The organism is Pseudomonas sp. ADAK13 (assembly GCF_012935715.1).
In the GTDB taxonomy this organism is placed as follows: domain Bacteria; phylum Pseudomonadota; class Gammaproteobacteria; order Pseudomonadales; family Pseudomonadaceae; genus Aquipseudomonas.
In genome coordinates, this window is sequence record NZ_CP052860.1 from 3,821,312 (window position 1) to 3,833,114 (window position 11,803).

The window sequence follows — 11,803 nt, forward strand, 5'->3', positions numbered from 1 at the left end:
ATGTTGCTCAGCTATTTGCGACTGGTGCTGTTTGCCGTGGGCCTGCTGGTGGGTGTGCAGGTGCCGGGGTTTATCAGCGACTACGCCAAGCGCGTCGAAGCCCATTTGATCGAGGCCCAGACCGGCCTGCGCGGCTTCGATGCCACGGCGCAGCAGTTCTTCAACGGCGACTTGCAGGCGCTGGTGGCTCATTACCGGGCCAGTGACGACCCGGTGTTTCGCAGCGATGCCAACAGCCTGGGGACCTTGCTCGACCGTCAGGTAGCGCTGGATAAGCAATTCCAGGCGATGCAAGGCCCGTGGTACATCCGCGCGCTGCAAGTGGCCGTGGCCGCCGACCCGGCGATTCGCCAGGAAACCTGGAACGGCTACAGCTACATGCTGTTGCTGACCCCGGAAGCCATGGGCTGGGGCCTGGGCGGCGCGATGCTGTTGTCGTTTGGCATCGAATGCCTGTTCCGCCTGATCGACTGGGTGGTGTTGGGCGGCAAGCGCCTGCGCCAGAGCCGGCCGATTGAAGAGCGGGACCTGAAAGGGTTGTAGGACCGGTTACGGTCCGGCCGAGGGTTTGCTCAGCACCATCAAACCCTCGCCGACCTTCTGCGCATACCGCCCCACCACGATCTGGCACAGCGCCACGATTTCCTCCACCAACTCCACCCCGACCCGCCACGACACCACCACCTGCAGGTTCGGCGGGCGCTGTGCCATGGCCAGCAGGGTCATCTCGCCCCGCGCCAACTCTTCCCTGACCAGCACCGGCGGCAACGCGCCAATCCCGAACCCGTCGCGCAGCAAACGGGTAATCGCCGACACCGAATTCACGCAGTTCATCCTGGGCGCAGCCACGCCGTTGGCTTGCATCAGGCTGAGCACGTCCTGGTGCGGGCAGGAGTTTTTCGAGTAGGTGATGATGCGTTCCTGGGCCAGTTCGGCGAGGGAGGCGTAGTTGCGGTTGTGGATCGAGTCGCTGGCGACGATCCAGCCCATGGGGTGGCTGGCCAGTTCCAGGCTGCGCAGGGTTTCCTGGCGCAGCAGGTCGGTTTGCAGGATCAGGTCGAGAAAACCTTTTTGCAATTGATCGATGAGGTTGAACGAGGTGTCGGCCACCAGTTCGATCTCCACCCGCGGAAAGCGCTCCATCAACTCGGTCACCAGCGGGCTGAGCCAGGTGTGGATCACCGTGTCCATCACCCCGATGCGGATCCGCCCAACCTGGCTGCTGGTGGTTTCCAGGGACTGCTTGAGCCCTTGCATGGTGGCCATCATCTGCTCGGCGTAATCCAGCACCTTCACCCCTTCCGGGGTCAGGCTCACGCCGCGGGAATCGCGCAGGAACAGCTTCACCCCCAGTTCACTTTCCAGCACCGCGATGCGGCTGGAAATCGACGCCTGGGTGGTGAAGAGCTTTTCGGCGGTGAGGCGAAAGCTCTTGAGCTTGGCCACCCAGACGAAGGTTTCAAGGAACTTCAAATTCATGGGATCAACTTTTTCTTATGCATTGGGGCGGTTTTTATTAGTTGGACGCAGCAGGGGTCGCACGCCAAAAATCGGCTCGTCTCACGATAAGCGTCGTAGGGGCCCAGAACAATACCAATAATATTCACGTGGAGATCCGCCATGAGTGCGCCCGATACCCTGGAGGTGGCCAAGCCCGAACGCCGCGCCGGACCGTTTGACTGGTACCGCAATATCAACCAGCAGGAGCGCCGTACGTTCTGGAGCTGCAAGATCGGCTACGGCCTGGACGGCATGGACACCCAGATGCTCAGCTTTGTGGTCCCGACACTGATTGCGATGTGGAGCATTACCACCGGCCAGGCAGGCCTGATCCACACCAGCACTCTGATCGCTTCGGCACTGGGCGGCTGGATCGCCGGCATCCTGTCGGACCGCATTGGCCGCGTGCTCACCCTGCAGCTGACGGTGCTGTGGTTTGCGGTGTTCACCTTCCTGTGTGGCCTGGCGCAAAGCTACGAGCAGTTGCTGGTGGCGCGTACCTTGATGGGCTTTGGTTTTGGCGGCGAATGGACCGCCGGCGCCGTGCTGATGGGCGAGGTGATTCGCGCCAAGGACCGCGGCAAGGCGGTGGGCATGGTGCAGTCCGGCTGGGCACTGGGCTGGGGCATCACGGCGATTCTTTATGCACTGTTGTACTCCTGGTTGCCCCCGGAAGACGCCTGGCGCGCGCTGTTCATGTTGGGCCTGCTGCCGGCGATCTTCGTGATTTTTGTGCGGCGCCTGGTCAAGGACCCGGAGATTTATCGCCAGGCCAAAGCGAAGGAAGCACCGAGCAACCCGGCGAAGTTCTACGAGATTTTCGCCCCCGGCATGCTCAGCACCACGCTTCGCGCTTCGCTGCTGACCACCGGCGCGCTGGGTGGGTATTACGCCATCACGTCGTGGCTGCCGACCTTTCTGAAAAACGAACGGGGCTTAAGTGTCCTCGGTACCGGCGGATATCTGGCCATGGTGATCGTGGGTTCCTACGTGGGCTATGTGATCAGTGCCTACATGACCGACCTGCTCGGGCGCAAAAAGAACTTTATTTTGTTCGCCGTGGGCTCCTTCATCATCGTCGTGCTCTACACCCAACTGCAGGTCAGCAACCAGGTCATGCTGTGGCTGGGTTTCCCCCTGGGCTTCTTTGCCTCGGGGATTTTCAGCGGCATGGGCGCGTTTCTCACCGAGCTGTTTCCCACCCGGATTCGTGGTTCTGGCCAGGGTTTTTGCTACAACATCGGCCGGGCACTCGCGGCGTTCTTCCCGCTGCTGATTGGCCTGTTGAGCCAGAAGGTGCCCCTGAGTATGGGCATTGGCGGGTTTGCGGCGGTGTCCTACGGCGTGGTGATCCTGGCGGCGCTGAGCCTGCCGGAAACCCGTGGCAAGCAGCTTGAAGCACAGTAACCTGAACGTTGCGGGATCTTGAAGAAAGGTCCCACACTAGAAAAATATAAAGACTACAGGAGCCCTCACCGTGAGCCGCCTGCTATTGAACTGCGACATCGGCGAAAGCTTTGGCAACTGGACCTTGGGTCTGGACGCCGAGGTCATGCCGTTCATTGATTGCGCCAACGTTGCCTGCGGCTTCCACGCCGGCGACCCGAGCATCATGCGCAAGACCGTCAGCCTGGCCTTCCAGCATGGCGTGCAGGTGGGTGCGCACCCGGCGTACCAGGATTTGCAGGGTTTCGGCCGCCGCTCGATGGCCTACACCCCGCAGGAAATCCAGGACCTGTTGCACTACCAGATCGGCGCCCTCGACGGCATTTGCCGGGCCCAGGGCGGGCGTGTCAGCTACGTCAAACCCCATGGCGCGATGTACAACGACATGATGGCCAAGCCGGCCCAATTGCGCGCAGTGATCCAGGCCGTGGCGGCCTACGACGCCAGCCTGCCCCTGATGCTGATGGCCACCCGCGACAACAGTGCCGCCCAGGCCCTGGGTGACGAATATGGCGTGACCTTGTGGTTCGAAGCGTTCGCTGACCGGGCCTACGACAGCGCCGGCCATCTGGTCTCCCGCCAGTTGCCGGGCGCGGTGCACCACGATCCGGAAAAGATCATCCAGCAGGCCCTGATCATCGCTCGCGGTGAGCACCTGGTCGCCAGCGACGGCAGCCCGTTACATCTGCAGGCCAATACCTTGTGTGTGCATGGCGATAACGCCAGCTCGGTGGCCGCCGTGCAGCGCATCCGCGCGGCGTTGACCCCAGCATGAAGCCACGGATTGAAGTAGTGGCCATCGACTGCCTGATGGTGCGCCTGTTTGATGTGATCGCCGAAGACAACATGCCCTGGATGCTCGCCGCCACACGGCGGCTGAGGGAAGGGTTTGGCCCTGCGCTGGTGGACCTGGTGCCGTCCTACACGACCCTGATGGTGCACTACGACCTGTTGGCGCTGGACCCGGGCCAGGCCAGGGTGTTGATCGATCAGGCGCTTGAAGAATTGCAGCCAGAGCCCAAGGGCAGCGGGCAATGCCATGTGTTGCCGGTTTGGTATGACCTGAGTGTTGGCCCCGAGCTGACATTGCTCGCGCAGCGCAGTGGCCTGGCGGTGGAGGAGGTGATTCGTCGCCACAGCCAGCACGAGTATCAGGTCTTCGCCTTGGGCTTCGCCCCGGGGTTTGCCTTTATGGGGCTGGTGGATGAACAGCTCGCCACGCCTCGTCTCAGTACGCCGCGCAAGCGAGTAGCGGCCGGCAGCGTGGGGATCGCCGAGCGGCAGACGGCGGCCTATCCGGTGGTATCGCCGGGCGGCTGGAACCTGATCGGCCGCACGCCGGCCAAGCTGTTTGACCGCGAGCGCGACGGCTACAGCCTGATGCAGCCGGGGGACACCGTGCGTTACGAAGCCGTCAGCCACAGCGAATTCATCCACCTGGGTGGCGATGACACGCCGTTGGAGGCGCAGGCATGAGCCGCTTGATGATCGAGGCCAGCACACCGCTGTGCCTGTTGCAGGACGCCGGACGCTTTGGCGTAAGGCATTTGGGCGTGACCCAGGGCGGTGCGCTGGATTGGGTATCAATGTCGTGGGCCAATTGGTTGCTGGGCAATGCCCTGGACGCGCCGGTGGTGGAAATCACCCTGGGCGGCTTTACGGTGCAGGCCGAGGGCTATTGCCTGCTGGCGCTGGCCGGGGCGGACCTGGGCGCTTATGTTGATGAGCGCGCCATCAGCCCGGGACGCAGCTTTATTCTGCAAAAAGGCCAGTGTTTGCGTTTTACCCAGCCCTTCAGTGGTGCGCGGGCTTACCTCGCCGCGCCGGGCGGGTTCGATGCGCCGCAGGTGCTGGGCAGTTGCGCCACGGTGGGGCGTGAGGAGCTGGGCGGGCTGGATGGTTTTGGCCGGGCGCTGGCTGAAGGTGCGCAGCTGACGTATTCAGGCACGGGCGGTGCAATGCGGGAGTTGTCCGCGGGGCAGTTGCCGAAACTGGACGCGAAGGCGCCACTGGAGGTGATCCTCGGGGCACAGATTGGCCAGTTTGGTGGGCAGAGTCTGTTTGATGTGTTCAACAGCGAGTGGACGCTCGACAGCCGCGCCGATCGCATGGGCATGCGCTTGCTGGGCACGCCGTTGCAGTACCAGGGGCCGTCGCTGATCTCGGAAGGCATACCGCTGGGCGCGATCCAGGTGCCGCCGGACGGGCAGCCGATCGTGTTGCTCAACGATCGGCAGACCATTGGCGGCTACCCACGATTGGGCGCGTTGACGCCATTGGCGTTGGCGCGGCTGGCGCAGTGTTTGCCGGGGGAGAAGGTGCGATTGGCGCCGGTGGTGCAAGAGACGGCGCATCGGCAGCATGTGGAGTATTTGCGCCGCTTTATGGACCGCTAAAAGCATCGCAGGCAAGCCAGGTCCCACAATTTGGAATGCATTCCCTGTGGGAGCTGGCTTGCCTGCGATGGCGTCAGTGAGTGCTCCGCCTATTTGGAAAGAAAGCGCATACCTTCCTCAAGCCCCCGCAACGTCAACGGAAACATCTGGTCCTCGATCAAGTCCCGGACAATCCCGGTGGACGCGGTATAGCCCCAGGTATCTTTTGGATACGGATTAATCCAGATCAGCTTCTTGTACTTCTCCATGAACCGCTGCATCCACACGTACCCGGGTTCTTCGTTCCAGTGCTCGACGCTGCCGCCGGCCTGGGTGATTTCATACGGCGCCATGGCCGCATCGCCGATAAAGATCACTTTGTAGTCGGCGCCGTACTTGTGCAGCAAGTCCTGGGTCGAGGTACGTTCCGAACCCCGGCGCATGTTGTTCTTCCATACCGATTCATAAATGAAGTTGTGGAAGTAGAAGTACTCCAGGTGCTTGAACTCGGTCTTGCACGCGGAGAACAGCTCTTCGCAAGTCTTCACATGGGCATCCATCGACCCGCCAATGTCGAACAGCAACAGCAGCTTGATGGTGTTGCGCCGCTCCGGGCGCATCTGGATATTCAGCAACCCGGCATCGCGCGCCGTATGGTCGATGGTGCCGTCGATGTCGAGCTCTTCCGCCGCACCCTGGCGCGCGAACTTGCGCAGGCGGCGCAGGGCGATCTTGATGTTGCGCGTGCCCAGTTCCACCGAGTCATCGAGGTTCTTGTACTCGCGCTGGTCCCAGACCTTGACCGCCTTGCCCTGGCGCTTGCCGGCATCACCCACGCGAATGCCTTCGGGGTTGAAGCCGCCGGAGCCGAACGGGCTGGTGCCGCCGGTGCCGATCCACTTGTTGCCGCCGGCGTGGCGTTCCTTCTGTTCTTCCAGGCGCTTCTTGAATTCTTCGATCAGCTTGTCCAACCCGCCAAGGGACTGGATTTGCGCGCGTTCCTCGTCGGTCAGCGAGCGTTCGAACTCCTTGCGCAGCCAGTCTTCGGGGATCAGCGCCTGCAGGTGATCGTCGAGTTTTTCCAGGCCATTGAAGTAGGCGCCGAAGGCTCGGTCGAATTTGTCGAAATGCCGTTCGTCCTTCACCAGGATCGCCCGGGCCAAGTAGTAAAACTCGTCCATGTCGGCGAAGGTCACGCGCTGTTTCAGCGCGTTGATCAGGTCCAGCAGCTCGCGCACCGAGACGGGCACCTTGGCTGCACGCATTTCATTGAACAGGTTGAGCAGCATGGCGATCGCCCTTATCGGTTACCGCGACGGCTCATGAACGCCAGGCGTTCCAGCAACTGCACGTCTTGCTCGTTTTTCACCAGGGCACCGGCCAGGGGCGGGATGGCCTTGGTGGGGTCGCGCTCGCGCAGCACCGCTTCGCCGATGTTGTCGGCCATCAGCAGTTTGAGCCAGTCCACCAGTTCGGAGGTGGACGGTTTTTTCTTCAGGCCCGGTACCTTGCGCACGTCGAAGAACACGTCCAGCGCTTCGCTGACCAGGTCTTTCTTTATATCCGGGTAGTGCACGTCGACGATTTTTTGCAGGGTGGTGCGGTCCGGGAAGGCGATGTAGTGGAAGAAGCAGCGGCGCAGGAAGGCGTCCGGCAGCTCTTTTTCGTTGTTGGAGGTAATGATGATGATCGGGCGCTTCTTGGCCTTGATGGTCTCGTCGATTTCGTAGACGTAGAACTCCATCTTGTCGAGTTCTTGCAGCAGGTCGTTGGGGAATTCGATGTCGGCCTTGTCGATTTCGTCGATCAGCAGAATCACCCGCTCCTCGGACTCGAAAGCCTCCCAGAGCTTGCCCTTTTTCAGGTAGTTGCGAACGTCATGCACCTTGTCCACGCCCAGTTGCGAGTCCCGCAGGCGGCTCACCGCGTCGTACTCGTAGAGGCCTTGGTGGGCCTTGGTGGTGGACTTGATGTGCCAGGTGATCAGTTTGGCGCCAAAGGACTCGGCCAGTTGTTCGGCGAGCATGGTCTTGCCGGTGCCCGGTTCGCCCTTGACCAGCAGCGGCCGCTCCAGCGTGATGGCGGCGTTGACGGCCAGTTTCAGGTCATCGGTGGCAACGTAGGCCTGGGTGCCTTCGAACTTCATCTATCAATCCTCGAACGTGACGCCGAACGGTCCGGGACCGAAGCGGGCGAGTAATCAGCTTTGCCCGACTATACCGCGCAGCCCCGGCGACTGTGAACGCAGACGGGCTATTCAGTCTCTGAATGGGCAGTCACGTCTGACATCAATTTGCCGAAGGCTTGGGCTGTTCATAGCGAGCGTTGAAGGCCTGGACAAAACCATTACGCAAAATCTGCAAAAACGCCTGGAACGCGCTGATATCTTGCTGGTGAACGTTGCCGCTCAGCTCTACGCGGGTGGCAAACTGGTTTTTGTTCTGGTTTTTCAGCACGGTCTCGCTGGCGCCAACCACCGCCTCCCAGATTGAACGGAAGATGCCCTTGTCCTTGTTCTCTACGTCCTGTTGCCAGTTGAACACTTCGACATTGCGCAACAGCGGCTTGATGTAGCCCGTCAGTTGGCCCTTTTCGGCCTGTGCCTCGACCACCAGGTCGCCGGTGCCCGCATTGAAGTCGAACTTGCCGTAGGCCGAGGCGAAGTCATTCATGCGCTTGAGCTCGATATCCCGGGCCCGGAAGCGGAATTCGAAGTTTTCGAAATTGCTCAAGGGGTCGAACGTAGCGGTGGCTTCCAGCGGTGCCTGGCCCAGGAACAGCGCCTTGCCGTCGAAGCGTGCGTCGCGCTGGCCTTTGACGTCCACCACGTTGGTCAGGTTGTAGAAGCTGGCATTGACCTGGGTAGCGTACAGATTGACCGGTGGTTTCGAGCTGAAATTGTGGAAGGCGATCTTTCCGTCGTCGATGCGCACCTCGTTGAGGGTGATCGGCAACAGTTTGCCCAGTTGTGCCCGCCAGTCGGTGCCCTGACCGGTCTGGGACGCCTGTTTGTTGGTGCCACCGTCGACAAAGTTCAGCTCCGGCTTGATGAACTGTGCCTCGGCCACGACTGCATGGTCGTACCACAGCGAGTGCCAACTGACCGACAGGTCGATCACCGGCACCTTGACGAACGGTACCGGCACCTTGCCGTCGACCTTGACGATCTGCAAACCATTGATTCGATAGGCGCCGCGCCACAACGCGAGGTCGACATCGGTGACCTGGCCGCGGTAGTCGCCCATGTCGGCGAGTTTGTCATTCAGGTAATTGCGCACCAGATAGGGCAGGGCGATATCCAGGACGACCAGCAGTACCACGATCCCGACGAGGGTCCAGAGCGGCCAACTGTAGCGACGTTTCATAGGAAATTTCTCCATCCGTGTAGGCGATTGACTGCTGGCGCCGCCGGACGTTCGCTTGACTGGACGCCTCGCAACACGAGGCATACCCTTGGGGCCTTCCTGAAATTGCCTTAAGGACCCGTCATGAGCCGCATTTTTGCAGACAACGCGCACTCCATCGGTAACACGCCCCTGGTTCAGATCAACCGTATCGCCCCGCGTGGCGTGACCATCCTGGCCAAGATCGAAGGGCGTAACCCGGGGTATTCGGTGAAGTGCCGGATTGGCGCAAACATGATCTGGGACGCCGAAGGCAGCGGCAAACTCAAGCCCGGCATGACCATTGTCGAACCGACTTCCGGCAACACCGGTATCGGCCTGGCGTTTGTCGCCGCCGCCCGTGGTTACAAGCTGTTGCTGACCATGCCCGCCTCCATGAGCATCGAGCGACGCAAGGTGCTCAAGGCCCTCGGCGCCGAACTGGTGCTGACCGAGCCGGCCAAGGGCATGAAGGGCGCGATCGAAAAAGCCGGCGAAATCCTCGCCAGCGACCCGGCCAAGTACTTTATGCCGGCCCAGTTCGAAAACCCGGCCAACCCGGCGATCCACGAGAAAACCACCGGTCCGGAAATCTGGAATGACACCGATGGCGCCGTGGACGTGCTGGTGGCAGGCGTAGGCACCGGCGGCACCATCACCGGGGTGTCGCGCTACATCAAGAACATCCAGGGCAAGCCGATCCTGTCGGTGGCGGTGGAGCCCATCAGCTCGCCGGTGATTACCCAGGCGCTGGCCGGTGAAGAGATCAAGCCCAGCCCCCACAAGATCCAGGGCATCGGCGCCGGTTTTGTGCCGAAAAACCTCGACCTGTCGATGGTCGACCGGGTCGAACTGGTCAGCGACGAAGAGTCCAAGGCCATGGCGTTGCGCTTGATGCAGGAGGAGGGGATTCTGTGCGGTATCTCCTGCGGCGCGGCGATGGCCGTGGCGGTGCGCCTGGCCGAGAAGCCGGAAATGCAGGGCAAGACCATCGTGGTGGTGCTGCCGGACTCCGGTGAACGCTACCTGTCGAGCATGTTGTTCGCCGATTTGTTCACCGATCAGGAAAACCAGGCTTGATTCAAATCAGCGCGATGGCGTGGCCCTTATGCATAATTGGCCCGTTATCGCGCACCGCTAGATGCTGATTGTTGGAGTGCGCGGGTTTTTCCCGAGGCCCGGAGTGTTTATCATGGCCGGCTGCTACGTCTGGTTTCCCCAAGCCGGGAGGCTAATCGCCAGACGCCTATTTCCAGGAGTTGCTGCATGACCTTTTCTTTGGCCGCCAAACTGTCGGTGTTGCTGCTGTTTATCGGCAGCACGCTGTATGTGCATTTGCGTGGCAAGGCCCGTTTGCCGATGTTGCGTCAGTTCGTCAACCATTCGGCGCTGTTCGCTCCGTACAACGCCTTGATGTACCTCTTCTCTGCCGTGCCGTCCAAGCCGTACCTGGACCGCAGCAAGTTCCCGGAGCTGGACGTGCTCAAGGACAACTGGGAAGTGATTCGCGAAGAGGCCATGCACCTGTTCGACGAGGGCTACATCCGCGCGGCCGAGAAGAACAACGACGCCGGTTTTGGCTCGTTCTTCAAGAAGGGCTGGAAGCGTTTCTACCTCAAGTGGTACGACAAACCGTTGCCCTCGGCTGAACTGCTGTGCCCGAAAACCGTGGCCCTGGTCAGCAGCATTCCCAACGTCAAGGGCGCGATGTTTGCGCTGTTGCCCGGTGGCAGCCACCTCAACCCGCATCGCGATCCGTTTGCCGGTTCCCTGCGTTATCACCTGGGGCTGTCCACGCCCAACTCCGATGACTGCCGCATCTTCGTCGACGGCCAGGTATACGCCTGGCGTGACGGTGAAGACGTGATGTTCGACGAAACCTACGTGCACTGGGTGAAGAACGAAACCGAGCACACCCGGGTGATCCTGTTCTGCGACATCGAACGCCCGCTGAGCAGCCGCCTGATGACCCGCATCAACCGTTGGGTCAGCGCCCAACTGGGCCGCGCTACCGCGCCACAGAACCTGGATGACGAACGCGTTGGCGGGATCAACCAGGCGTATGCCTGGAGCAAGCGCTTCAGTGACAGCTTCAGTGGTGTGGTCAAGCAGTGGAAGCGCAAGCATCCGAAGGCTTATCGCATCCTGCGGCCGGTGCTGGCGGTGGTGGTGCTGACGGCGTTGGGGTATTGGTTGTTTGGCTGATTCAAGTGCCTGAAACGAAAAAACCGCTCTGTTGGAGCGGTTTTTTTATGGGGGGATTATTTACGGCCTGCCAATACGCCTGCTGGCTCGTCGACTCCCTCAAGGAGCGCTCGAAGTATGCGTGGATCGATTGCCGGGAGCTCATCGGTGAGCTGTTCGTGGTTACGGGCTGATTTTTTGTTTTTTGTTGCTTTATTTTGAACGAGACCTTTCATGGTGTCTCCGAATTGATCATTAATTGATCGATGGTCTGGATCCTAAGCGCTGCCTATTTCCTTTGCAAGCCTGCCTGACCCATCGAACGTAAAGCCCAGTTTTTCGTAGGCTGGAACTGTTCCCGGTAAAGGCTGCTGTATTTCGATGGCCTTGCTGCCAACGATCCGTACGTAATGCTCTACCGCCATCAACGCAAGCGGGGCAATGTAACCGCGCAGTGAATGATCGCTTCCCGGTTTTGCTTCTAATCGGACGATCCGCATCCTCAGTCGGCTGTGGTTCGGGTTGGCAAAGCACAGTCCACAGAGTTCACGATCCAACCAGATTGAAAGGTCGAAATACATCAGCTCCTTCGCTTTCCACTGTACGACCTCTTCCCATGAAAAGCAGGGCGACTCCCAGGTGTAATAAGCATCCAGGGCTGCCCCATTTATTGCTTCAAAGCGGACGTGCGTGAGGTTTGGTATACCGCCGGTTGCGTGCTCCCATTTAGTCGACAATCGGGCAAGTGTTGCGTTGGCAAAGTTGCGGGCTTTTGACCTATTCAACTGGTACCTGAGAAAGGTGTGTGGTCGCGGCATTTTTTCTCTTGAGGTTGTGGGGGGCTGGTTTTTCCAGCCTAGGCATGCACCCATCGCCTGTCCTTACTGGCCTTTTGGCGAAGTCATTGCAAAGCAT

At 60.5% G+C, this 11,803-nt stretch carries 13 protein-coding genes; 7 read left to right on the top strand and 6 right to left on the bottom strand.

Annotation, left to right across the window (positions count from 1 at the left end; genetic code table 11):
• Positions 1-543 carry a DUF2937 family protein gene (locus HKK54_RS17700; RefSeq protein ID WP_003210684.1) on the top strand — a complete coding sequence of 181 codons (543 nt, stop codon included), beginning with the start codon at positions 1-3 and terminating at the stop codon, positions 541-543.
• Positions 544-549: 6 nt separating this feature from the next.
• On the opposite strand, the gene HKK54_RS17705 is transcribed toward HKK54_RS17700, so the two are convergent.
• Entirely contained in the window at positions 550-1,479 is a 930-nt protein-coding gene (locus HKK54_RS17705) for a LysR family transcriptional regulator (protein ID WP_010176521.1), read from the bottom strand.
• A gap of 141 nt (positions 1,480-1,620) precedes the next feature.
• Between HKK54_RS17705 and HKK54_RS17710 the strand changes: the two genes are divergently transcribed.
• The 4 genes from HKK54_RS17710 to HKK54_RS17725 all read left to right on the top strand — a co-directional run bounded on the left by HKK54_RS17710 (position 1,621) and on the right by HKK54_RS17725 (position 5,342).
• On the top strand, positions 1,621-2,907 hold the full coding sequence (locus HKK54_RS17710) for an MFS transporter (protein ID WP_169387348.1): 1,287 nt from the start codon (positions 1,621-1,623) through the stop codon (positions 2,905-2,907).
• A gap of 70 nt (positions 2,908-2,977) precedes the next feature.
• Positions 2,978-3,721 (top strand): 5-oxoprolinase subunit PxpA, encoded by a 744-nt coding sequence (locus HKK54_RS17715; RefSeq protein ID WP_010176519.1) that lies wholly within the window; start codon positions 2,978-2,980, stop codon positions 3,719-3,721.
• The gene (gene pxpB / locus HKK54_RS17720) at positions 3,718-4,422 is read left to right on the top strand and encodes a 5-oxoprolinase subunit PxpB (protein WP_169387349.1); all 705 of its coding nucleotides are present in this window, start codon (positions 3,718-3,720) and stop codon (positions 4,420-4,422) included. Before HKK54_RS17715 ends, pxpB begins: the two co-directional genes overlap by 4 nt.
• Entirely contained in the window at positions 4,419-5,342 is a 924-nt protein-coding gene (locus tag HKK54_RS17725) for a biotin-dependent carboxyltransferase family protein (RefSeq protein WP_169387350.1), read from the top strand. Before pxpB ends, HKK54_RS17725 begins: the two co-directional genes overlap by 4 nt.
• Before the next feature lie 89 nt (positions 5,343-5,431).
• Here the strand turns inward: HKK54_RS17725 and HKK54_RS17730 are convergent, their stop codons facing one another.
• The 3 genes from HKK54_RS17730 to HKK54_RS17740 all read right to left on the bottom strand — a co-directional run bounded on the left by HKK54_RS17730 (position 5,432) and on the right by HKK54_RS17740 (position 8,686).
• Positions 5,432-6,610, bottom strand: coding sequence for a vWA domain-containing protein (locus HKK54_RS17730; protein WP_003210689.1), 1,179 nt, complete (start codon positions 6,608-6,610; stop codon positions 5,432-5,434).
• Positions 6,611-6,621: 11 nt separating this feature from the next.
• Positions 6,622-7,467, bottom strand: a complete 846-nt coding sequence (locus HKK54_RS17735; RefSeq protein WP_003210690.1) for an AAA family ATPase — start codon at positions 7,465-7,467, stop codon at positions 6,622-6,624.
• Positions 7,468-7,609: 142 nt separating this feature from the next.
• Positions 7,610-8,686 carry a DUF748 domain-containing protein gene (locus tag HKK54_RS17740; RefSeq protein ID WP_169387351.1) on the bottom strand — a complete coding sequence of 359 codons (1,077 nt, stop codon included), beginning with the start codon at positions 8,684-8,686 and terminating at the stop codon, positions 7,610-7,612.
• 123 nt (positions 8,687-8,809) lie between these two features.
• Here HKK54_RS17740 and cysK point away from each other — a divergent pair, with 123 nt between their 5' ends.
• Together cysK and HKK54_RS17750 are read left to right on the top strand one after the other, a co-directional pair.
• Positions 8,810-9,784, top strand: a complete 975-nt coding sequence (gene cysK / locus HKK54_RS17745) for a cysteine synthase A (RefSeq protein WP_010176514.1) — start codon at positions 8,810-8,812, stop codon at positions 9,782-9,784.
• A gap of 186 nt (positions 9,785-9,970) precedes the next feature.
• Complete coding sequence (locus HKK54_RS17750) at positions 9,971-10,909, top strand: aspartyl/asparaginyl beta-hydroxylase domain-containing protein (protein WP_169387352.1); 939 nt, start codon at positions 9,971-9,973, stop codon at positions 10,907-10,909.
• A gap of 56 nt (positions 10,910-10,965) precedes the next feature.
• Here HKK54_RS17750 and HKK54_RS17755 read toward each other — a convergent pair whose 3' ends face one another.
• Positions 10,966-11,124: a hypothetical protein gene (locus HKK54_RS17755; RefSeq protein ID WP_158000319.1), complete on the bottom strand. Its 159-nt coding sequence runs from the start codon at positions 11,122-11,124 to the stop codon at positions 10,966-10,968.
• A gap of 42 nt (positions 11,125-11,166) precedes the next feature.
• The gene (locus HKK54_RS17760) at positions 11,167-11,706 is read right to left on the bottom strand and encodes a hypothetical protein (RefSeq protein ID WP_169387353.1); all 540 of its coding nucleotides are present in this window, start codon (positions 11,704-11,706) and stop codon (positions 11,167-11,169) included.
• Positions 11,707-11,803: the final 97 nt, after the last annotated feature.